Source organism: Gordonia sp. i37 (assembly GCF_002043085.1).
GTDB lineage: Bacteria > Actinomycetota > Actinomycetes > Mycobacteriales > Mycobacteriaceae > Gordonia > Gordonia polyisoprenivorans.
On the sequence record NZ_MVPX01000507.1, the window covers coordinates 1 to 20746 of the forward strand.

22 protein-coding genes and 1 tRNA gene are annotated in these 20746 nt (G+C 65.8%); 14 read left to right on the forward strand and 9 right to left on the reverse strand.

From position 1 onward, the window contains the following. Nucleotides 1-167 precede the first annotated feature (167 nt). Nucleotides 168-1391 carry a gephyrin-like molybdotransferase receptor GlpR gene (glpR, locus tag B1964_RS24760; RefSeq protein ID WP_079931683.1) on the forward strand — a complete coding sequence of 408 codons (1224 nt, stop codon included), beginning with the start codon at nucleotides 168-170 and terminating at the stop codon, nucleotides 1389-1391. On the opposite strand, the gene B1964_RS24765 is transcribed toward glpR, so the two are convergent. Further along, a complete protein-coding gene (locus B1964_RS24765; RefSeq protein WP_079931684.1) occupies nucleotides 1348-2118 on the reverse strand; it encodes a hypothetical protein in 771 nt (256 codons plus the stop codon). The genes glpR and B1964_RS24765 overlap by 44 nt on opposite strands. A gap of 106 nt (nucleotides 2119-2224) precedes the next feature. Here B1964_RS24765 and B1964_RS24770 point away from each other — a divergent pair. The 6 genes from B1964_RS24770 (at nucleotide 2225) to B1964_RS24790 (ending at nucleotide 7111) form a co-directional block, all read left to right on the forward strand. After that, nucleotides 2225-2297, forward strand: a tRNA-Ala gene (locus B1964_RS24770). Nucleotides 2298-2362: 65 nt separating this feature from the next. Then, entirely contained in the window at nucleotides 2363-2668 is a 306-nt protein-coding gene (locus B1964_RS24775; protein WP_079931685.1) for a nucleotidyltransferase domain-containing protein, read from the forward strand. Further along, on the forward strand, nucleotides 2652-2996 hold the full coding sequence (locus B1964_RS31605) for a HepT-like ribonuclease domain-containing protein (RefSeq protein ID WP_079931686.1): 345 nt from the start codon (nucleotides 2652-2654) through the stop codon (nucleotides 2994-2996). The genes B1964_RS24775 and B1964_RS31605 overlap by 17 nt, the downstream gene beginning before the upstream one ends. 47 nt (nucleotides 2997-3043) lie before the next feature. Beyond that, nucleotides 3044-4876 carry a BTAD domain-containing putative transcriptional regulator gene (locus B1964_RS24785; protein ID WP_253194173.1) on the forward strand — a complete coding sequence of 611 codons (1833 nt, stop codon included), beginning with the start codon at nucleotides 3044-3046 and terminating at the stop codon, nucleotides 4874-4876. Then, complete coding sequence (locus B1964_RS31255) at nucleotides 4873-5772, forward strand: hypothetical protein (protein ID WP_253194174.1); 900 nt, start codon at nucleotides 4873-4875, stop codon at nucleotides 5770-5772. Before B1964_RS24785 ends, B1964_RS31255 begins: the two co-directional genes overlap by 4 nt. Nucleotides 5773-5860: 88 nt before the next feature. Further along, nucleotides 5861-7111 (forward strand): CocE/NonD family hydrolase, encoded by a 1251-nt coding sequence (locus B1964_RS24790; RefSeq protein WP_253194175.1) that lies wholly within the window; start codon nucleotides 5861-5863, stop codon nucleotides 7109-7111. A 64-nt stretch (nucleotides 7112-7175) separates the two neighbouring features. Here B1964_RS24790 and B1964_RS24795 read toward each other — a convergent pair whose 3' ends face one another. From B1964_RS24795 to B1964_RS24805, 3 genes are read right to left on the reverse strand one after another with little or no spacing between them, the layout of a single operon-like run. Next, nucleotides 7176-9563: a PEP/pyruvate-binding domain-containing protein gene (locus B1964_RS24795; protein WP_006369608.1), complete on the reverse strand. Its 2388-nt coding sequence runs from the start codon at nucleotides 9561-9563 to the stop codon at nucleotides 7176-7178. Further along, on the reverse strand, nucleotides 9560-10558 hold the full coding sequence (locus tag B1964_RS24800) for a TIGR03617 family F420-dependent LLM class oxidoreductase (RefSeq protein WP_006369607.1): 999 nt from the start codon (nucleotides 10556-10558) through the stop codon (nucleotides 9560-9562). Before B1964_RS24800 ends, B1964_RS24795 begins: the two co-directional genes overlap by 4 nt. Nucleotides 10559-10566: 8 nt before the next feature. Continuing rightward, the gene (locus B1964_RS24805; protein WP_079931688.1) at nucleotides 10567-11682 is read right to left on the reverse strand and encodes a hypothetical protein; all 1116 of its coding nucleotides are present in this window, start codon (nucleotides 11680-11682) and stop codon (nucleotides 10567-10569) included. 52 nt (nucleotides 11683-11734) lie between these two features. Between B1964_RS24805 and B1964_RS24810 the strand changes: the two genes are divergently transcribed. After that, on the forward strand, nucleotides 11735-12340 hold the full coding sequence (locus tag B1964_RS24810; protein WP_079931689.1) for a TetR-like C-terminal domain-containing protein: 606 nt from the start codon (nucleotides 11735-11737) through the stop codon (nucleotides 12338-12340). A gap of 9 nt (nucleotides 12341-12349) precedes the next feature. After that, nucleotides 12350-12526 (forward strand): hypothetical protein, encoded by a 177-nt coding sequence (locus B1964_RS30555; protein ID WP_168436299.1) that lies wholly within the window; start codon nucleotides 12350-12352, stop codon nucleotides 12524-12526. A 266-nt stretch (nucleotides 12527-12792) separates the two neighbouring features. On the opposite strand, the gene B1964_RS24815 is transcribed toward B1964_RS30555, so the two are convergent. Further along, nucleotides 12793-13275, reverse strand: a complete 483-nt coding sequence (locus B1964_RS24815; protein WP_006369604.1) for an excalibur calcium-binding domain-containing protein — start codon at nucleotides 13273-13275, stop codon at nucleotides 12793-12795. Between the two features lie 235 nt (nucleotides 13276-13510). Between B1964_RS24815 and B1964_RS24820 the strand changes: the two genes are divergently transcribed. Both B1964_RS24820 and B1964_RS24825 read left to right on the forward strand, forming a co-directional pair. Continuing rightward, the gene (locus tag B1964_RS24820) at nucleotides 13511-14239 is read left to right on the forward strand and encodes a hypothetical protein (protein ID WP_079931690.1); all 729 of its coding nucleotides are present in this window, start codon (nucleotides 13511-13513) and stop codon (nucleotides 14237-14239) included. 259 nt (nucleotides 14240-14498) lie between these two features. Then, nucleotides 14499-15602 (forward strand): hypothetical protein, encoded by a 1104-nt coding sequence (locus B1964_RS24825; RefSeq protein ID WP_079931691.1) that lies wholly within the window; start codon nucleotides 14499-14501, stop codon nucleotides 15600-15602. 17 nt (nucleotides 15603-15619) lie between these two features. Here B1964_RS24825 and B1964_RS24830 read toward each other — a convergent pair whose 3' ends face one another. Then, nucleotides 15620-16684, reverse strand: coding sequence for an acyl-CoA desaturase (locus B1964_RS24830; RefSeq protein ID WP_035727689.1), 1065 nt, complete (start codon nucleotides 16682-16684; stop codon nucleotides 15620-15622). Between the two features lie 787 nt (nucleotides 16685-17471). Then, nucleotides 17472-17675 carry a cold-shock protein gene (locus tag B1964_RS24835; RefSeq protein WP_006369600.1) on the reverse strand — a complete coding sequence of 68 codons (204 nt, stop codon included), beginning with the start codon at nucleotides 17673-17675 and terminating at the stop codon, nucleotides 17472-17474. Between the two features lie 108 nt (nucleotides 17676-17783). On the opposite strand from B1964_RS24835, the gene B1964_RS24840 reads away from it, so the two are divergent. Together B1964_RS24840 and B1964_RS24845 are read left to right on the forward strand one after the other, a co-directional pair. Continuing rightward, the gene (locus tag B1964_RS24840; RefSeq protein WP_035727666.1) at nucleotides 17784-18002 is read left to right on the forward strand and encodes a hypothetical protein; all 219 of its coding nucleotides are present in this window, start codon (nucleotides 17784-17786) and stop codon (nucleotides 18000-18002) included. 76 nt (nucleotides 18003-18078) lie between these two features. After that, on the forward strand, nucleotides 18079-19029 hold the full coding sequence (locus B1964_RS24845; protein ID WP_079931692.1) for an alpha/beta fold hydrolase: 951 nt from the start codon (nucleotides 18079-18081) through the stop codon (nucleotides 19027-19029). 23 nt (nucleotides 19030-19052) lie between these two features. Here B1964_RS24845 and B1964_RS24850 read toward each other — a convergent pair whose 3' ends face one another. Both B1964_RS24850 and B1964_RS24855 read right to left on the reverse strand, forming a co-directional pair. Further along, a complete protein-coding gene (locus B1964_RS24850) occupies nucleotides 19053-19376 on the reverse strand; it encodes an AzlD domain-containing protein (protein WP_020172073.1) in 324 nt (107 codons plus the stop codon). Next, complete coding sequence (locus B1964_RS24855; RefSeq protein ID WP_079931694.1) at nucleotides 19373-20131, reverse strand: AzlC family ABC transporter permease; 759 nt, start codon at nucleotides 20129-20131, stop codon at nucleotides 19373-19375. The genes B1964_RS24850 and B1964_RS24855 overlap by 4 nt, the downstream gene beginning before the upstream one ends. 18 nt (nucleotides 20132-20149) lie before the next feature. On the opposite strand from B1964_RS24855, the gene B1964_RS24860 reads away from it, so the two are divergent. Next, nucleotides 20150-20746 (forward strand): helix-turn-helix domain-containing protein (locus B1964_RS24860; RefSeq protein WP_079931693.1); only part of this gene is annotated, 597 nt, incomplete at its 3' end.

A 20746-nucleotide genomic window follows, 5' to 3' on the forward strand; every position in this document is an offset into this window, starting at 1 on the left:
ACCGTCGACGCGCGTTTCATCGCCGAATGATCATGCGCGTCCACTGAGAAGTGCATGTGAACTCCGACCGTTTCGGGGGTGCCCCGGCGCGTCTGCGCAGGATGCGGCGTGTCCGCACCTAGATTGTGGAGTGGCCCGGTGTAACCAGAGTGAAGAAAGGGAGAGCCATGCCGAACTCCGTCCTGTGGATCTGCCTCGTTGCGGTGTGGCTCTTCGTGTTGGTGCCGATGGTGCTCAAGGGTCGCCCGCAGACCAAGAAGACCACCGAGGTCGCCAAGGCGACCCGCCTTCTCCATCGTGGTGGCACCCGAGCTCGCAGTACTCGTCGGCGCGCGGCCGGTGCACACCCACACGACCCGAGTTACGTCTCCGAACGCACGACCGCTCGTCGCTCGGCGACCGCGGTTCTCGACGCCGAGGACGACGACACCGTGAATGACGACACAGTGGACGGCGACGCCGAAGACCGGACTGCAGAAGCGGTTTCGTCTGTCGACTCCGATGCCGACGAGGTGCTCACCGGTGAGGTCGAGACCGACGACGACGACGACACCGAGGATGCGGTGGCCGAAAAGGTCACCATCACCCGTGTCGAGGTCGACGTCGTCGAGGTCGAGGTGGATCTGCTCGACGAGGACGACGACGCCGAACTCGAGGACGAGTACGGCGATGACGAGAACGCCGAGTACGACGATGACTACGACGAAGACGACGAGTATGACGACGAAGGCGCCGAGTACGAGGACGACCTCGACGGTGACTACGAGGATTCCGAATACGACGAGTATGACGATGACGATGAGGACTACGACGACGAAGTAGATCTCGAAGACGAGGTCGACGAAGAACTCGAAGGTCTCCGGAAGCGTCGGGAGGCAACACCTGCCGCGGCGGAGGAAACGGTTCCGGAGGTCAAGCAGGACAGGAAGTCTCGTCGTCGGAGCGCGTACACGATCGATGCGACCGGCGACGCGTTGCGCTACAAGGAGCGCCAGCGGGTCACCCTGGCACTCGCGGCAATGGTCATTGCGGCGATCGTCTGCGGTGTGCTGTTCGGCCAATACGGCTGGATCGCCACCGGGGTGACGGGCGTGCTGTTCGTCGGATACCTGTTCTACTTGCGGCGAACCGTCAAGGCAGAGCAGCAGATTCGGGCGCAGCGCATCGCCCGCGCACGTCGCGCCGCGAAGGCCGACGCAGAGCGCGAGCGCCGCGAGATGCAGACACCGGAGTTCGCTGCCGCCCCACCGCCGCCGCGGCTACGTCGTCCTGGTGGTGCGGTGGTCCTCGAGATCGACGACGAGGACCCGGTATTCGACCATCTGCCGCCGTTCCAGCGGCGTCGCGTCATGCGCGAGGACGAGGACTTCCGGCAGGCCGCGGCCGGCTGACATCCAGCGACTCCGGGTGCGCGACAATCCATTCGCGTCCCGATCGGATGGCGCGGCACAGCGCCAGCCGTTCACCGATGTAGAGCGACGGCGCTCCCAGCAGCGGAACCCACGACAGTGTCGAGAACGGTCGGGGCGGCTGGGGACGCCGACTCATCTGTGCGTCGACCTTGCGCAGGATCTGCGCGATGTCCCACAGCAGACGCAGGGCCGATCGCTTCGAGGTTGGGTTCTCCGGGCCGACCGGTGTCACCGAGGCCGGGAGCGCGTCATCGGGGAGGTCGCGGTCGCACAGCACCGACGCGAGCAGGCGGATCTGCCACGCGCGGTCGGTGACGCCGTACTCGCGGGCGATCGCGACGAGGACCGTGGCCTGATTGGCGAAGCCCAACGGAGTTGCCAGGGGCAACACCTTGGCCCACGCGCCCAGTGCGCCGGGATAGGCGACGGCGATGGTGTTGACGGTGCCGAGCCGACTGATCCACCAGTCGGCTCGATCCTTCATCGACAGCTCCGTCCAGCCCTTGGTGCCCGGCCAGTCGGCGACGTCGAGCGCCTTGGCGACGGTGTGCTGGACTGCGGCGATCCCGGAATGGTCGCCCTCGTCGAAGGTGTGTGCCTTCAGGCCCAGCGGGTCCCGCTCGGCCAGAACGTCAAGGAGCGGATCGATCACCGCGATCGCTGCGTCCAACGCTCTTGCCAACTGCTCATTCGTCATCTCGGCCACGAGGTGCAGGGTAGCGGCACGAGGTCACGACATGGTGTGACCTGGCGTTTGTGAGGTGCGCGGGCGGTGCTGCTAGAGTGTCAACGGTCGGTTTCCGGACCGGCACGGGGCTATGGCGCAGTTGGTAGCGCGACTCGTTCGCATCGAGTAGGTCAGGGGTTCGATTCCCCTTAGCTCCACTGAGATCTCGTTTGCAGGTCGGTCTGATTGTCGAAATGCGGCTCGGAGTCTGAGAGACTGAGGCATGACCACCGCGATCCCGCTCGATGCTGAGGCGATCGCTGGTGCGTGCGCGCGGTATGGCGTCAAGCGGTTACGAGTGTTCGGCTCGGTACTGACCAAGCGCTTCGATCCGGGCCGTAGCGATGTCGATTTCCTGGTCGAGTTCAATAGCGGCCGAGAGAACGTGTTTCATGACTACTTCGACCTCAAATCGGCGCTTGACCAGATCGTAGGGCGCGATGTGGACCTCGTGGTGGCCAATGCGGTGAAGAATCCCTATGTCGCCAAGTCGATCTTCGACAGCGCTGAAGATGTCTACGCGGCCTGACAACAGCACAGCGGGATACATCTGGGACGCGTTGACCGAACGTCAGATTGAGATCGTCGGGGAAGCACTTCGCAACCTTCGGCGGGTTGATGAGGACCTGGCTGCACGAATACCGCACGTACACAAGATTATTGGCATGCGTAACGTCCTTGTGCATGGGTATGCCCAGGTAGACAGTTCCATCGTGTGGACAGCAGCGACGATGGACGTGTCGGACCTGACACCGGTAGTGGAGGCACTGCTCGGCGAGTCAGAGAACGAGCTGCAAACGGCCGACTTTCCCTGCGTCGCAGAGGCAAATCCAGCCGGGGTGAGTGACCAGGAGTAGCAAGTGAAGAATCCAGTCGCATCGAGTAGCTCTGCGCGAGACCCGTCATGTATGTGATCCGGGATCTCGGCGAGATGGTGGTCTGGCGCGATGGTGTCATTGTCGATCCTGGCGGCACCAAACCCCGGACGATTCTCGCGCTGCTGTGTGCTCACGCCGGAAGGCCGGTCCCCGCGTCAACGCTCATCGCCGAGGTGTGGGGCGCCGACGCCCCGGCAAAGACCCAGCGAGCGTTGGAATCGCAGATGTGGCGGTTGCGGAAAGCATTGGTACCCGAGGGCTTTCCGCCGGTGATCATCACCGAACGCGCCGGATATCGGCTCGATCTCGATGAGGTGTCGGTGGACTCGATCGACTTCGAAACTGCCGGCGTCGCGGTGCTCAGCGGTGCTGTGGTGGACCCGTCGGCACTCGACGCGGTGCTCTCGACGTGGCGCGGCGAGCCGTTCACCACGGCTGCGCCCTCCCCAGGCCTCGATCAGGCCCGTCGGCAGCTGGACGTCATCCGGACAGCGTTGCTGACCCGTCGGGCCGATCTGAGTGCGGAATCGGGTCAGTACCATCGGGCAATCGACGAGGCCCAAGCATTGGTCACCCGGGACCCGCTCGACGAGCACGCGTGGGCGCTGAAGATCACGGTTCTCGCCGCGACCGGCCAACGCGCCGAGGCGTTCACCGCGTACCGCGACGTTCGCGAACTCCTCGCGACCGAACTCGGCGTCACCCCGGGAGACGAAATCCGTGCGGCTCATCGCCACGCTCTCGGCCAGCACAATCGGAGCGTCAGACGGCTCCATCTGCCGTCGCAACACACGTCGTTCGTCGGGCGCACCTCCGAACTGGCCGAGACCGTGCGGTTGCTCGAATCGGACCGCGCCGTCTCGCTCGATGGCATCCCGGGTGTCGGCAAGACGCGCCTGGCGCTGGAAGCGGCACGGCGCGTTGCCGATTCGTTCGACGATGGCGTGTGGTTCATCGACCGGAGCACCGATGCGGGCGTGGCCGAGACCGTCCTCACCACGATGCGAATCCAGCCCGCGGCAGACTCCACCGCAGGTCTCGATCAGGTGTGTGATCATCTGGCGACGATGTCAGTGCTACTTGTCCTCGACGGCCCCATGTCGTCCGAGGACGTCGACGTAGTCGACGCGATTCTGCAACGGTGCGCCGCAGTGACGATTCTCGGCTCAAGCGGACCAATGGGGGTACGGGGCGAGCGGGTGCTGACCGTGCACCCATTGACCGTCGACATCGGTCGCACCGGCGGCCCGTCACCCGCTCAGCAACTTCTCGTCGACCGTATCCGCGTTGCCCGTGGCGTCTTCGATCCCGACCCCGCCGACCTCGACGATCTCGACCGGATCTGTACGGCGATGGGTGGATTGCCACTGGGTCTCGAACTCGCCGCGGCTCGATGGCGACGTTCTCGGTGCGGGAAGTGGCCGACCAATTCGGAAGTGCGGTCCCCGAGCCGATCGACCGCGCTTTCCGGCTGGCCTACGAGTCCCTGGATGTCGGCCTGGCGTGCCGGTATCTCCGCCTCACCGCTCTGCGCAGTCCGTTCACCTCGGAGCTGGCCGAAGCCGTGTGCGGCGCCGACGTCGCCGATGATCTGGCTGAACTCTGTCGCCGATCATTGTTGTGGCCCATCCGTGGAGACCGACTCCGGCCGACCCGATTCACCATTCTCGACACGATCGCCGAGCACGCTCGAGGACTCGACCGACCAGCTGCACTCGAGGCGATACGACGACGAGACCACGCAGTCACCGCGCTACTGGCCACGACTCCGATGCACAGCACCGTGTCGTCGGCGCGAGACCTCGCCCGCGTTGACAATGATGTCTCCACGGTGCTCGCCTTTCTCGAGTCCGTCGTGAGCGACCCCGCTCGCCTCGACACCCACATCGACCTGATCGAACAGCTCGGCCCGTACTGGTACCTCTGCCGACGTCTCGCCGCCGGTATCCGCTTGCTCCGCATCGCATCCGAAACCTGTTCGCGGGGCGGGTGTTCGGCGCGTACGAGCGCGATGGTGACTGCCTGTCTCAGTGCAGCGTCGGCATTCAGTCAGCAGACTGCCGAAGCCCACCGGCATCTGACCGCGTTGTCACCCGATGACCTCGACGCGGCGATCGTCGTGGACGACCAGGACCCCGACGTCGGCTGCCGGCGCTTCGCCTTTCTCGCCCTGGCGAGTTGGACAGGTGACGACCATGCCCTGGCCGGCATCTTCGCGCAGCGGGCTTGGGACGCACTGGTCACGGGTTCTCGCGAGGCAGCCATCGTGACCGCAACCAAGGCACTGTGCGAGCTGACGGCCGGCAACGTGGCGGAAGGCACACACCATGCCCACACCGCACTCGCGCTCGGAGCCGAACTGGGCGATCCACTGGCCATCCATCTCGCGGCCGTGATGCTGGGCATCCGAGCTCTGCTCAACGGCGACACCCGCATGGGACTTCGCTGGAATGACCAGGCGTTTCACGCGTACCTCGACGCCGGGGGCGTTCAGATCTGTGACACGGTCGAACAGCGCGGCAACCACCTGGCCGCGGCCGGTGAAGTGAACCGCGCCGGCCGGGCGTTCGCGGTCGCACGCACCTACGCGCTGGACGCGGGCATGGAGTGGCCGCGTCATCCGTTCACGCACGACGCCATCCGCCGGTGCCGCGACGACGAGAACACGGCCTTCGACCAGGGGTGGCGCGCAGGTACTGCCGATGCGCGAGACGCACTCGTCATGGGTGATCACGAGCGCTTCGCCGGCATGTGAGCGTTTTGTGAGGACCGCACGGTCTTCTTGTCACATCACGACCAGGGTCGACGGACCTCGTGATCCGACAACCACCATGGAGGTACTCATGACACAGCACCTGGCGATGTCCGACGAAGAGTTTGACGGACAGTTCAGTCGCACACTGCAGGCCGCGGTCGTCGGCGCCGCCGATCTCGGCGAAGCCCACGCCACCGCTGACCTGATCGGCGGAAGGTACAACACGCAACGCTGGTACACGCACTGGATGGCCCGCGCCGAATCGGCTCGGGAATCCGCCGAGACAGCACACGTCACCGGCCACCTCGTCACCGCCCACCAGTCGTACCTTCGTGCCAGTGAGTACTACCGGCAGGCGTACTACTTCCTTCGTGCCGATCTCGACGATCAGCGATTGCACGACGCCTATCACGCGCACTGCGACACCTTCCGTCACGCCATGGAACTGTTGCCGCACACCTCGGTGTCCATCGTCGCCGACGAGCTTGCGATTCCGTACGCCGACGATCGGTCCGCGGTTGGCGGCCGCACCGGCATTCACGCCTGGCTCTTCCGGCCGGTGACCGACCTGAATCGACTTTCTCCGACCATCGTGATGCCCTGCGGATACGACTCCACTGCCGAATCGGGATGGGTCTTCGCCCAAGGCGCGCTCGCGCGTGGGTACAACGTTCTCAGCGTGGAAGGACCAGGCCAGGGAGCGTCACTCTATCTGCACCGCATCTTCTTTCGACCGGACTACGAGCACGTACTATCGCCGATCGTCGACTGGCTGATCGCCGCACCAGGCGTCGACCCCCAACGGATCGTCGCCATGGGCCGTTCCTTCGCCGGGTATCTCATCCCACGTGCGGTGGCCTCCGAGCCCCGCATCGTCGCGATGATCTGCGACCCCGCCCAACCCGACATGGGGGCGAAGATCCCCGGTGGCTGGAAGGGCCGTATCGCGGCACCGCTCATGACGGCCCTGAGCCGGGTCAGCCGGAAACGGGCCGACTTCTTCGGTGCACGCATGGCATCCCATGGAGTGCGCACCATTGCCGACTACCTCGCGGAACTCACGACCTACACGATGACCGATCGAGCCGCCGACATCGGTTGTCCCACAATGATCATCGAGTCTCCCGGAGATCCTGTCGGTGGGCACGGTGCGGAGCTCTACAATGCACTGGCAGTCGAACACAAGATGATATGCACGCCCGTGGCGGGTACCGGCATCTCCGGACACTGCGGCGGCGTGGGGCAGAAGGCGTGGGACGCGGTCGTTTACGACTGGCTGGACGACTGTCTCGCAGGCGTCGATTCGGCAACCGTCGGCGTGTCCGGAGCGCCACGATGATCTGCGGTCGTCCTTGATCGGGAGCCTGGTGTAGGCCGGTTCGTCACGTCAATGGTTCCTGACATCAACAAGGTTCGTCGTGATCGAGCCGCACCACGACCCCACGGTCCCCATCCACTCGCACTCGGTCACCGGTCCGGAGCAGGTGAGTGCCGACCAGGGTGTTCACGACGCAGGGTAAGCCGTATTCGCGGGCGACCACGGCACCGTGGGAGACCGAACTCCCGATGTCGGTGACCAGAGCGGCGATCACGGTGAAGTACGGCGTCCATCCGACGTCGGTGACCGGCGCGACGAGGATCTCCCCGGGCCGGATATCGCGCGCCTCACCGATCGTTTTCGCCACTCGCACTGTGCCTTCCACGACGCCCCTGCTCGCTGGTCGACCCACGATCCGGTCGTCGGCGATGTCACGCTCGGCGACGGTCAGGCGCGGGGACGGCCGCCCGACCGAGACGTCGTCGAATTCGAGAGAGTCCTGAAATGACAACGCCTCTCGTCGTCGAATGGCGCTCTGTACGAGGTCGGTGATGTCGTCGGCGTCGACGACCCGCCGCAACTCGGTCCGATCGAAGAAGAAGACGAGATCGGCGTCGGGGAGCCGACCGCTCTCGGCGAGCACCTCGCCGAGATGGCGGTAGCCCCGCTTGAGTTGGTGGGCCATCAACGCCATCCGCGATTTCGTCTCCTCGCGTCCACGCGCGCCGCCCTGCGCCAGGCGTGCCAGGAGGCGCATCGTCGACGACGAGTGCTCGGGTGTCGGGGCGCGGCTCGGCTCCCGACCGCGCTGCTCGGTCGCCGATCGCACCATGACCTGCATCATCGTTCCCAGCCCGGCGGGATCGTCGGCCCAGGACGGGTCGCGCATGCACAGTTCCCGGTATCCGCGATGGCCGTGGCGCTCCAAGAACTTCCGCAAGGCGACTCCCGCGTCCCCGGGCGCCGCGCGCAATGCGGTGACCGCGTCATCCGGTGCTGCGGAGAGGAATTCGTCGGCGATGGCTGTGTCGGCCGCAATCTTCTGCACGACCGCATCGAGTTCGCCGAGCATCTCTGCGCTCTCGACCCCCGACGCCCCCGCCATGAGACGGGCGGCCTGAGCTTTGCCCTCGTCCTCATCACGGCCGTCGGTGACCGCCTGGCGAACCATCACGCTCTCGAGGACATTGGCCGCGACGGCCGCGCGTGACGACGAACGGACGTGCGTGAGCGTGAAGTCGCAGTACAACTCCACACCGTCGTCCAACTGCCGCAGCACGACTCGTGGGTCCAAGCTGGTCGGAACCCGGAAACCGGCGATGTCAGAAGGCATCCGGCGGATCGCCGGCCCCACCGTCAGCGCATGGGTGGTCAGCCTGATCGTGTTGCCGAGCTTGCGCAAGAATGGTTGTGCCGGTTTCGGTTGCAGCTCGTCGACCACGCGGCCGCAGATCGAGGTCGAGAACTGTTCCAGCGAGTTCCCCAGAATCCCGGAACTCAGCGCCGTGCCCTCGGTGAGGTTGAGGAACATGTGGCCGTAGAAGTATCCGACCTGCAGCCACGGCGTGTGGTAACCCTCCTGTGCCCGCGCGACGACCTGAATCGTCTGCATCGCATAGTCGATCGCGAATCCGGACACCGACGCGGTCAACGGGCAGAACGCGCCCGGCATCATCTCGCCGATGTTGCACCGCGTGTACACGTGGTCGGCGCCGGCGACGGGGGAGTCCATCTCGTTGAGATCGCCCGGCAAGGTGGTGATCGGTCGGGCCTGCAACCACCAGAGGTCGCCCGACCGGTCGATGGCCCATTCGAGGTCCATCGGTGTGCCCCATTCGTGCGCCGCGCGCAGCGCACCCGCCCTGATCAGGTCGATCTCCTGCGGTGACAAGACCGGAGCGGCAACGTATTCCGCGACCACCGGTGCACCCTCCTCGTCGAGGACGAGGTGATCGGGAGCCGAGGTTCCGTCGACCAGCGCCTCACCGAGTCCGGCGACGGCATCGATCACCATGAGGTCGCGGCGACCCGACGCTGGATCTGCGGTGAACACCACTCCGGCGGCGCGCGAGTCGACCATTCGCTGGACGACCAGATTCATGGTCGCCGCGGTGTGACCGCTGTAGGCGGACGCGCGCGCGGAGTGCACCGAGGCGGCGCACGTGTGGATGGCCTCGGTCAAGGCGTCGATGGAGTCGACGCCGAGCACGGTGTCGTATTGGCCGGCGAAGGACTGTTCGCTCCCGTCCTCCCCGGCCGCGGAGGACCGCACGGCCACCGGAGTCGTTCCGGCGGCGGCCATCTCGCCGAACCTGGCCATCACGCGGTCGAGAGATCCGTCCACCGGGGCATCCGCGACCACGAAACCGACCGGGACGGGCAGCCCCAGAGCGCGCAGACGCGCGAGGCCGGCGGCTTTGCCGCCGTACCGGTCGTCGGTGATGTCGTCGAACTCGACGGTGGCCGCTGTCATCGCGAACCACCCAGCGCATCAACGATTTCGGCGAGTGCCTCGACGGCGATCGGGCCTGGCTGGTAGAGACAGATGCTGTCGGAGACACCGTCGACGCGGTCGCGGATGTGCGCGGCGATCTCGGCCGGCGTCCCACATGCCGCGATGGTGTGCAGCATCTCGTCGTCGATGAGCGCCGCCATCTCCTGCCAACGCCCTTGTTTGGACATCGCGTTGAGTTCGGGCTGCAGGTCGCCCCATCCGTGCGCGTCGAGCACAGGTCGGTATGCGGGGGTGGAACCGTAGAAGGCCAGCAACATTCGCGTCGAGGTGTGGTCATCGTCGTGGCCGGAGGCGACCGACACGATGATCTCGGGGATCACCGTGAAGTCGTCCGCTGCTCGCCCGGCTTTGGCAAGCCCGTCGCGTACTGCGGGCAGTGTCGTTCCGTGTAGGAAGCGTTTGGACCCGAACGGCATCACCAACAGACCGTCGGCCACCTCGGCCGTCACACGGGTGAGCCGAGGACCCAACGCGCCCAGATAGATCGGCGGCGGCCCATACGGATTGGGGCCGGGGTTGAACGTCGGGGTCATCAGCGTGTGGCGATGGTACTCACCGCGGAAGTACAATCGTTCGCCGTCGTTCCACGTCGCGAAGATCGCACGCAATGCACCGACCATCTCCGTCATGCGCTCGACCGGCCGATCGAACTCGGTACCGTAGCGTTTCTCGATCTGTGCGCGCACCTGGGTGCCGAGCCCCAGGATGAACCGTCCCTTGCTGAGCAATTGCAGGTCATTTGCCTGGTGGGCGAGTTGAATCGGGTTGCGCGGGAAAGCAATCGCGACGTTGGACATGAGGTCGAGTCCGTCGACCGACGAGGCCAGCACCAGGGGAGTGAACACATCGAACGGTCCCTCGAAGGTGAAGACGCCGGACGCGCCGGCCTCCTTGAGGAGCTTGGCCCGGTCCACGGCGTCGGTGGGTCCGAAGAGTGCAGTCATGATCTTCATGGGGTTCCCTACTTCGCCACGTCGGTCCAGTCGGAGAAGCCCGACGGATGGTGTGGGCCGATGATGCCGTGCTCGAACAGGCCTGCGCCGCGGTGTTGTCGGCCGTTGGCTTCGGTGCACATCGCACTCCCGACGTGATCGATGAGGCTGAAGGGTGCGCGGGCCATCACCTGCTCGTCCGTCAGATCGAAGGTGACGCGTTCGGCGAATGACCCTTCTTTCCACGTGCCGTGCGCCCACGTCGAATCGCCACCGTATCCCGACCCGAAGGCGATGGGCGCGAACAACTTCGACTCGACGTCGAGGGAGATCTGCTCGCCCGCGCGATTGAGGAACTCGATGTGCGCGCCGTGCGGAATCCTGGTCCCGGCGGTGTAGTGGATGGTGACCCGTACGCCGTCGAGTTGCTCGATTCGCCCATCGCGCCACCGGCGAGTGCAGTCGTAGAGACTGCGGTGACCGTCGGGGTCCTCCTGCAGGATGAGGAACAGGACGAAGTCGTCGAACGCCAAGGGCAGGTAGAGCCACCACATTCCGCGGAAAGCGGTGTCGGGACGTCCGGGCGGTTCCGGCTCACCGACCGGCCGGATACCCCACGACCGGTCGCGGCTCGCCACACTGGTGTCGTGCTCGACGGTCAGGCGTTCCCCGTCGACGTCGATCCATCCCTCCCAGGAACCCACTTGGGCAAAGCGGCACGCCTGCAACGTCACTCGCCGCTCGGTGAGCATGGTGTGCGGCTTTTCCAGCGCTGCCGGGAACAATCCGCGCCAGGTGAGGTCGGCGGCGATGCCCTCGGTCTCTGCGAGGGTCAGATGCATCTCCTGCAGTGGCTCGACGACGTCGAGGCGATATCCGTTGACGTTCTGATGAAGTCGGTCGTCGTCGATCGCGTCGCTCAGATGAACCGCGGTCTGGATGTCGCCGCGGCGGACGACGAAGTAGGCGTCCTTGACGCCCAGGCGCGGGTAGTAGCCGATGCCGGTGAGCGCCATGAAGCGGCCCTCGCGGTCGAGCACGTTGAAGTACGAGCGGTCGTAGAAGTTCCGGTCGGAGGTGGCCGGCCAGGTGATCGGGGCCGGTGTCTGATGGATCGGATACTCGTCGAGTGGGCTCAGCTCCACCGGGACTCCCTATCAATACGATGCACATTGCATTGGAACTAGAATGTGATCCATGACACCAGATCGCCGAGGCGATAACAAGAGGTCGACGCCGGCGGGGCGGCCCCGCGATGGCCGGATCGACGCCGCGATCATCGCCGCCACCCGCGAGCTGATTCTCGAGACCGGTTATCCCGCGCTGTCGTTGTCGGCGATTGCCGCTCGTGCCGGAACGACCACGGCGGCCATCTATCGGCGATGGTCGGGCAAGGCGCAGTTGGTCCACGAGGCGGTGTTGTCGGCGGAGGTCTTGGCACCGCCGAGGGGGTCCGGGGACGTCCGACAGGACATCCGCGCGCTCGTCGAGATCGTGCGCTCGATGTTCAACCGGCCGGAGGTGCGGGTGGCCCTGCCCGGGCTGATTGCCGACACCGTGGCGTCGCCTGAGGTGCACAACCAGATGATCGCCAGGCTGGCCGGCGACCTCACCGCCTTCGAGTCCCGCTTCGGTCAGGAACGTCGCGACGACGATCGACTGCCGATGCTCGCCGAGGTCGTCGCGGGCACCGCGATCTTCCGCATCCTCATTCGCAGCGATGCCGCGCTCGACGACGCCTGGGTCGACGAGATGGTCGAGCTGATCACCGAACGGTGGCCGAGCGACGGCGAGAGGTCGTAACCTGGCTCCATGGGACGCGGGAGCGGGCACGGAGGCTGGCGTGATCGGCTCAGCAAGCTGATCCCGCGACGTGAGAAGCGCGCCTATCACTCGACAAGTGGTGGGTACTCACCGATCGCGCCTCGCAACGAGGATGGGGAGCGCGGACCGATCATGCCCTTCAATGGCAACGGCTGGGGCCGCTGAAGACCCGAAAACCCTTGTCCGACAACTGTTTCGACGCGATACTCGACGTGGGCTGATTGATCGGTCGACTCGGGTTCGCGGCCGGCGGCCCAGCCGGATGCAAATATGGTTGACGCAGACACGCCGTGGCGAACCAAGGATTCGCGGCGTGTCGCGGCGGATCGGTGGGATCTGTATTCGTATCGGCGGGACTCGACCAGATTCCCCGACCGGTGGTGGCGGCACGCGGGGGCCGCGAACGATCGAGTGAACACCCAAGCGCGCGATCAGGATTCGCAGGCCACTCCGTCGCCGTCGCGGTCGAGTCCGGATCGGTAGCCGGGGTCTCCCACATGCAGCGGCGCTGCTCCGGCGGCGCGTGCCTGGGCGCAATTGCTGTAGTAGACGCTCGATCCCTCGTCGGTGGTCGGCGCCGCCGGCGCATCGGTGGTCGGGGTCGTCGTTTGGGGGATGAGCCCGCGCGCCACGGTCGGGCCGCCCGTTGGCTCGCTGGTGGTGGGCGCCGGCGTGGTGGTGCTCGCGACGGCGGAGGCGGTGGTGGTCTCGGTCATCGTCGCGGTGACCGTACTGACCACGGTCCGCGTCGCTGGAGCGGCCGCCTTGTCGCTGCCGTGCATGGCCGATCCGACCCCGCACGAGAACAACATGAGTATCAGGACCGTGATGATCCCCAGCCCGATCGCCAACGGACGCTTCTTGCGGCTGGGAGGGACCGGCAAAGGGGGTGGTGGACCGAATGGCGCTGTCACTGGTGGGGCCTCCTTTGCGCAGAGGAAGTCGCGGGCTGAGAGCATGTGAAGGAGAAGCGAGCGACAATTGTGTCGATTGTGCGCTCGAATCGACCGTGCTCGGTATCCGTTGACCGGACGAACCGGCCCATTCGGTGAAAGGCAAGAATTCTCTCGCTGCCGCCCTCCGACTGCGGTATCGCCCGCCGACTGCGATATTGTCCGACGTCGGGAACCTTCGATCGAGGAGTACTCAATGAAGATCAGCTTCCGCGGCCTCGTGGCCGCGGCCACCGTGTCCGTAGCGCTTGTCGCGGGTTCTGCATTGGGCGCACCCGCGGCGTCGGCGGCACCGACCGGAGAAGCGCTGGCCGCCAAGCAGGCTCTCGACGCGATCACCCCGCACCCCCAGGACGCGGCGAGTGTGGTCGACGGAATCGGCGCGGCGAACGCCGTTCTGAAGAAGCTGGGCATCACCCCGTTCACCCCGACCATCGGCGCCTGCACCGACTTCACCTTTCCATCGGCGCTCGGCGGAGCGATTGCGGGGCCGTATACGCCGGGCTTGGGCAATTTAACCTTTCCTGTCGTCGGTGACATCAACGCCGTCCGGAAGGGCGAGATCCTCTACGGCTTCGTTCCGGTCGGCACGTTCAACGACTCCGGCAACAAGTCCGGAATGCAGGTGGCGTGGTTCAACGTCAACACCTTCCAGGGCGGGTTGGGGGCGCCGATGAGCGGCTTGGCCGAGACTCTCGTCAACGCCGTGGCAAAGCGACTTCAGGCCGCTGGGGTTCCGGAGGCGCAAACCGTGGCAAACAAGGCGCTCGCCTCGGTGCTGAACGCACTGCCGTCCAACGGCGTACGCGGCGGCCTGGTCGACACCGGTTCGGGCACTGTGCTCTCGGCGATCTATGGCACCGTCAACAAGGGCAACGCGACGTGCTATTTCTTCCCGTCGCTGGGTATCGCCACCGCCCGCTGATTTCGACGCACGGACTCACCCACTTTCGCGATTCACGAAAGTGATGAAATTCTTCATCTTGCCGAATTAGGTGAGCTGTGGTTGGGTTTCTCGTGGGCATGATGGCGAATGCCGGAGTGCGCGATCGGTGGGCCGGTCGGTGGTGTTGCAGTAGGGGGCATCATCGACGCGGAATGCGCCGGACCAGCGGGGGGTGAGGTCTGGAGGCGAACCCGCCGAAACCGACATTCTGCCGACGTCGAACCAGCATAATCGGACGATGTCACGGCCCCAGAGAACGGCGGTCGTGGTCCGTAGCGCCTACGGAACCACGACCGTCGAATGGTTTCTGATATTCACCATCGGCACGATTCTCGTCACGCGTGCCTATCTTCAGCTCACCGGCTATCCGCAGATTGGTGGCGGCACATTACACATCGCGCATGCGCTGTGGGGTGGAGCGCTGATGATGATCGCGCTGATCGTCGGGTGGCTGTTTCTCGGTGCCACCGTTCGCCTTGCCGCGGTTGCCCTCGGCGGCATCGGATTCGGGCTGTTCCTCGACGAGGTCGGCAAATTCGTCACCAAGAACAACGATTACTTCTACGGACCGTCGGCGGAGATCATGTACATCCTCGTCGTGGTCGTGCTGCTGATCAGCAGGGTGGTCCGAGATCTCGCGAAACCGACCGTGGCCGAGGCGCTTGCGAACGCCGCGTCGATCGCCGCCGACGGGGTGAGTCATGGTTTGCCGCCCCGTCGACGTACACAGGCGCAGTGGTTTCTCGCCTATGCCGCCGATCGAGGTGGCGACCCGACGCAGATCGCCACGATCCGAGAGTTGCTGTCCACCAGCGCCACCGGTCCCGACCGGCTCGTGGCGTTGCGGGCTCGGGCCGTGCGGTTGATCCCCGGGTTCGCGCGCAGTCCGCGCTGGGTGACGGTGTTCGGCGCCCTGTTGGTGATCACCTCGTTGTGGGCGACCGTGCTCGGGGCGTGGCAACTGTTCGTCGGACACGTCGACAGCGGCGAACTCCACCTGTACCTCGAACTCAGTCGAAACCGGCACGCCGCATGGATTCTGTTCATCAGTGGCATTGCGACGGCGCTGATCTCGATACCGGGAATGATCGCCCGCCGACGCACCGAACGGGCCTGGCCGCTCCGTCTGCTGCGACTCGCCGCGCTGATCTTCACGCTGAGCAATGCGCTGGTCGACTTCGCGCTCGAGGGATTCGGCGCCCTGAGTAACCTCGCCGTCGGCCTCGTCGCACTGGCGGTGATGAATTACCACCTCTCGGCTCGGATGTCGGCCGAGGTCGGCGAATATGGGGTCGGCGAGAAGGGGGTCGGGGAACTGGGGGTCGGGGACGTACGGGTCTGAGAGTGTGTGACGGGCTCTCAGCGATACATGCGAACCAGGGGGCAGGTGAACGGATCGCGTTCGCCGAGCCCGACCTGGTTGAGGTATCGGACGACGATGGCGTAGGAGTCGATCAGCGACGTCTCGGTGTAGGTGACCGAGTGGCGCGCGCAATGCGCCTGCACCAGCGGCCGGACCTTGGCGAGGTTGGGCCGCGGCATGCTGGGGAAGAGGTGATGCTCGATCTGATAGTTCAGGCCACCCATCATGAAGTCGATGATCCGCCCGCCGCGGATGTTGCGTGACATGAGTACCTGCCGGCGCAGGAAATCGACACGTACATCCTTGGGCACCAACGGCATACCTTTGTGGTTGGGGGCGAAGGCGCCGCCGAGCAGAACGCCGAACACGGCCATCTGGAGCAGAACGAACACGACGGCCTGGGCCGTCGTCATCACCACGAAGGGCAGGACGGTCGCCAGGCCGAGCCGGACCACGATGAGTGATAGCTCCAATACTCGATGCGGCACAGGTGCTTTGGATGTGAGTCCTTGGATACTGGCCACGTGCAGGGCGGCGCCCTCAAGGGTCAACAACGGAAAGAAGAACCAGCCCTGGCGACGTGTGAGCCACGCGGCGATGCCCGACCGCTGCGCCGCGACGTCGGGAACGAAGGCGATGGGGCCGTCGACGATGTCGGGATCGGTCCCGATCTGGTTGGGCGCCTTGTGATGACGATTGTGTTTGCCGCGCCACCAGTGCAGCGAGAGTCCCGCGCCCAGCGCCGCCACGATACGAGCCGTCCACTCGTTGGCCGCAGCCGAGGCGAACATCTGACGATGGGCACCGTCGTGCCCGAGGAAACCGAACTGGGTACTGACCACTGCGAGCAGCACGGCGAGTGCCGGTTGCCACCACGACTCACCCAGGAGGAGAACCATCGTCCAGAGTGCGCAGAAACTCGCCGATGTGGCGACGACCCGGACCAGATAGTAGTTGCGGCGACGGTCGAGAAGGCCGGAGGCGCGAACCTCGGCGGCCAACTCCGTGTAAGAACTCACGAATTCGTTGCGGGGGGCCGAGATTTCTCGGGTGGGGGACACAAGTGCCTCGATCTGTGGTGCTGCGCGACGGCAGTGGAAGTGGTCGGGCTGACGTGTTGTGCGAGAGCAGAAGTCGGCCACCGGCCCGATCGGCGGGTGGACGCGTCGCGTGGCATCGACTGTGCGGCGATCTGAGCCGTCGGCGTCGTGCGACGCCACACTGAGGTGAGATGTTCGTGCGGCCGGGTCGCGCGGTGTGCGCGGGCTACCAGGCCGACTCTACAGCAGGCGGCGCAATCGCAGCAGAAGACCACCGACGGCGGAGTCGAAAATCTCTACGCCGTCGAAGGCGGTGAAGCGTGGCCGATCGGGCCGGCTATCGGCCGGATCGGCGACTGCTCGAATCGCGTGCCGAATCCGCGGCCCGGCGCTCTGCGGTGTCGGAGAACACGAGCTGGAAAGACATCGGATTCTGTGTCAGATCGTCTGTCTGGGAGGGGTTTTCGTTTTGATGTGAAAAGAGGTTGTGGTCCATCGGGGTCCTCGATGTCTGTGGGTGACGCCGTTCGTCAGGGTATTTGCGAGAATCCGTCATCGTTGAGGATCTCTCACGGGTGACGATCCACACCGGCCGTCGGTGATGAGCGAGGCGAGTGTGTGGCCGCATCGCGCGGTGTGCGCGGGCTACGGGTTCGACCCTACAGCAGCAGACGGCGAGCGGCAGGCGACAGGCCGGTGGAAGGGCGCGGGGGATGGGCGCGGGGGATGGGCGCGGTGGACGGAGCCCGGATACGGCTCGGCCCCGGCACCGAATCGGTGCCGGGGCCGAGAGACCGTAGCGAGACTCTTACAGAGCGCTCACGTTGGTGGCCTGAAGTCCTTTGGCGCCCTGCTCGACGTCGAATTCGACGCGCTGGGCTTCCTCGAGGGTGCGATATCCGTTCCCGGTGATCGCAGAGAAGTGGACGAAGACGTCCTCACCCTGCTCATCGGGGGCGATGAAGCCGAAGCCCTTTTCGCCGTTGAACCACTTGACGGTTCCCTGTGCCATCCTGCTACTTCTTCCTGTTGCTTTGGGACGTCGATGCGACGACCCGTAACCAGGGTCTCATACTTTTCGTCGATACCTGACATCGGAGGGTCCGCGTACGCTTTCGCCATGACTGCAACCCGCGTTCCCGCGAAGTTCGAATCGATGTTCGGCGACGTCGGGATCGACCCCACCTTCGAAGCGGTCGCCGATGAGTCCGGAGTGGGCGTCGATGACGCGCGCGGCGTCCTGACCGGCGCAATCGATGATGCGGAGACGGTCCAGAAGATCGCCGACACCCTGTGCGTTGTCCCCGAGGCGCTCGCCGACCTGATCGCGGATCGGTAGCCGACACACCGACGAGTCCGTCGCCGATTTCGGCGATCACCCAATCCGTCGCCCAAGCGCTTGCTAGGTTGCTCGCATGAGATTCCGGGGGATCGTCGTCGTCATCGGTGTGCTCGCCGCCGCACTCACGCTGCTCCTCGGCTCGGGTGGCGGAATTGCCCGAGCCGATCTGCCGGTGACCTACAACTTCCTCGGCGGTATCCCCGACGAGCTCGCCCACCCGGGCGGCTCCCTACCCGGCTCCAACGATTTCGGCTGTAAGCCGTCGCCGGCGCATCCGGAGCCGGTCGTGCTCGTGCACGGCACGGGTGGCTCACAGCAAACCAACTGGGGCACCTACGTGCCGCTGCTCAAGAACCAGGGATATTGCGTCTTCGCACTGACCTACGGAGCAATCGACGGAGCGCCGTGGCCGGTGAGCGCGGTGGGCGGCATGAAGCCGATGGAGTCGAGCGCGGCGCAGCTCGCCACCTACGTCGACAAGGTCCTCGCGGCCACCGGGGCCCGCAAGGTCGACATCGTCGGCCACTCCCAGGGCACGGTCATCCCGGACTACTACGCGAAATTGCTCGGTGGAGCGAACAAGATCGACAAGTACGTCTCGCTGGCACCGCTGTGGCAGGGAACCAATGTCGGCGGCGCCGCCGTCTTGATGCCTCTGCTGCGTGGGCTCGGGTTGACCGACGCACAATTCCCGCTGTGTCAGGCCTGCGCCCAATTCGATCCGACATCACCGTTTCTGACCAAGCTGCGCGCCGGTGGCGTGTATCTGCCCAACATCACCTACACCAATATCAGCACGCGTTTCGACGAACTCGTCGTCCCGTATACCTCCGGGCAGCTTCCCGGTGGCGCGAATGTCCACAACATCGTTGTGCAACAAGGATGTTCGGTGGACTACACCGAGCATGCGGGTCTCGCCGGTTCACGTCGGGCGGCGTATTTCGTGCTCAACGCGCTCGACCCGACTCACCCGAAACCGGTGCCCTGTGACCGGGCCGCGCCGATCACGGGAAGTGCGTTCTAGGTCTTACCAAGGCCCGCCCGCACTCACGCCACGCCGAGCGCGCGCAGTCCCGCGGCGCTCGCGGCGGCGAGTACCACGACCACCACGATCGGCGCTTTACACAGTGCGGCAACGACTCCGACGGCCACACCGGCCGGACGCGCCCACCCCACCACTTCGTGGCCGGAGTAGAGGGCTCCGGTGAGGGCCACCGACACGAGCAGCACGACGGCGGCGCGGTCCATGAGTGCGGCGGCGCGCGCCGACACCTGGATGCGGTTACGCAACGCCGGGCCGGCGATGCGCAGCAGGTAGGTGCCGATCGCGAGAACCGCGACGCCGACGATGATTCCGGTGGAGTGACTCATGACGTGCCCGCCTCCGGACACTCGTCCTCGGCCACCGTTGCCGACGTCCGGGAACGGTGGCGGACGGTCGCCAGCACCCCGACCAGTGCGACGAGCACGGGCAGCCCGGCCGGCACGAACGGCGTCGCCGCCAATGCCGCGGCGCCACCGATGAGCGCGGCCGCCAGCGTCCCGCGATCACGCAGAGCGGGTAGCGCCAGCGCGGCCAACAGGGCGGGGAACGCCGCGTCGAGTCCGAGCGACTCGGGTGAGGCGACGAGCGATCCGAGCGCGGCACCCAGTGCCGCACCGAGCGGCCAGCATACGAGAATGCCTGTGCCGCAGAGGAAGAACACTGCACGCCCACGTCGGCGGTCGGTCTCGGCGGTGGCAAGGGCGGCGGTCTCGTCGTTGATCAGGTGTGCGCCGACGACCATCGGGATCCCGCGGTCGAGATGGCGACCGACGGCCAAGCCGTAACCGAGGTTGCGGGTGTTCACGAGCAGTCCGGCGGCGGCGCCGAGCAGCGGAGCGCCGCCTGCGGCGAGGACGGCGACGAAGACGAACTCCGACGACCCGGCCAGGACGACGGTCGCGATGATCACCAGTTGCCACCACGCGAATCCGGCGCTGTGCCCGGAGACGCCGTAGGACATGCCGATCACCATCACCGACAGACACATCACCGCGACGGCGCGGATGGTGGCGCTGTCCAGGTCGCGCCACGGCCGGTGAAGCCTCCCGGCCGAGAGAGTCGTACTGTCTGGCGAACGCATGGCCACTATGATGAACACATGGCTCTCGTACGTCAAGGAGAACGATCGTTCGACGAAGCGAACACCGGGTCCGAGGGTGCCTCGGCGTCGGTCGATCCGAAGAAGCTCGTCGCCGCCGGACTCAAGCGCGAGCGCACCCGCGCCGGCCTGTCGCTCGGCGAGCTCGCGCGTCAGGCCGGGGTCAGCAAGTCCACCTTGTCCCAGCTCGAATCCGGCGTCGGGAATCCGAGTGTGGAGACGATGTGGGCGCTCAGTACGGCGCTCGGAATCCAGTTCTCGGCGCTGCTCGACGCCCCGGAACGCAGGGTCGAGGTGGTGCGTGCGGGGGAGGGGCCGGTCATCGCGGCCGCCGACGCCGACTATCTGACGACGCTGCTGTCGGCGGCACCGCCCGGTTCACGTCGTGACATCTATCTGATCCGGGCCGAACCGGGTGCGCCGCGACGATCGGCTCCGCACGCACGCGGCGTCGTCGAGCACGTGGTGCTCAGCGCCGGCCGGGCATTGATCGGGCCGACCGACAATCCCGTCGAGCTCGCACCCGGCGACTACATCGGCTATCCGGGCGACGTCGAGCACATCTTCGACGCGCTCGAGCCGGGCACGGCGGCGGGG

Excerpts from the sequence above, each read along its gene's own strand:
- B1964_RS24795 (WP_006369608.1), bottom strand. The coding sequence starts at position 9,563 with ATGACAGCGGCCACCGTCGAGTTCGACGACATCACCGACGACCGGTAC.
- B1964_RS24850 (WP_020172073.1), bottom strand. The coding sequence starts at position 19,376 with ATGAGTCACTCCACCGGAATCATCGTCGGCGTCGCGGTTCTCGCGATC.
- B1964_RS24790 (WP_253194175.1), top strand. The coding sequence starts at position 5,861 with ATGACACAGCACCTGGCGATGTCCGACGAAGAGTTTGACGGACAGTTC.
- B1964_RS24800 (WP_006369607.1), bottom strand. The coding sequence starts at position 10,558 with ATGAAGATCATGACTGCACTCTTCGGACCCACCGACGCCGTGGACCGG.
- glpR (WP_079931683.1), top strand. The coding sequence starts at position 168 with ATGCCGAACTCCGTCCTGTGGATCTGCCTCGTTGCGGTGTGGCTCTTC.
- B1964_RS24825 (WP_079931691.1), top strand. The coding sequence starts at position 14,499 with ATGTCACGGCCCCAGAGAACGGCGGTCGTGGTCCGTAGCGCCTACGGA.
- B1964_RS24835 (WP_006369600.1), bottom strand. The coding sequence starts at position 17,675 with ATGGCACAGGGAACCGTCAAGTGGTTCAACGGCGAAAAGGGCTTCGGC.
- B1964_RS24785 (WP_253194173.1), top strand. The coding sequence starts at position 3,044 with ATGTATGTGATCCGGGATCTCGGCGAGATGGTGGTCTGGCGCGATGGT.
- B1964_RS24820 (WP_079931690.1), top strand. The coding sequence starts at position 13,511 with ATGAAGATCAGCTTCCGCGGCCTCGTGGCCGCGGCCACCGTGTCCGTA.
- B1964_RS31605 (WP_079931686.1), top strand. The coding sequence starts at position 2,652 with ATGTCTACGCGGCCTGACAACAGCACAGCGGGATACATCTGGGACGCG.
- B1964_RS24840 (WP_035727666.1), top strand. The coding sequence starts at position 17,784 with ATGACTGCAACCCGCGTTCCCGCGAAGTTCGAATCGATGTTCGGCGAC.
- B1964_RS24775 (WP_079931685.1), top strand. The coding sequence starts at position 2,363 with ATGACCACCGCGATCCCGCTCGATGCTGAGGCGATCGCTGGTGCGTGC.
- B1964_RS24855 (WP_079931694.1), bottom strand. The coding sequence starts at position 20,131 with ATGCGTTCGCCAGACAGTACGACTCTCTCGGCCGGGAGGCTTCACCGG.
- B1964_RS30555 (WP_168436299.1), top strand. The coding sequence starts at position 12,350 with ATGGGACGCGGGAGCGGGCACGGAGGCTGGCGTGATCGGCTCAGCAAG.
- B1964_RS24810 (WP_079931689.1), top strand. The coding sequence starts at position 11,735 with ATGACACCAGATCGCCGAGGCGATAACAAGAGGTCGACGCCGGCGGGG.
- B1964_RS24845 (WP_079931692.1), top strand. The coding sequence starts at position 18,079 with ATGAGATTCCGGGGGATCGTCGTCGTCATCGGTGTGCTCGCCGCCGCA.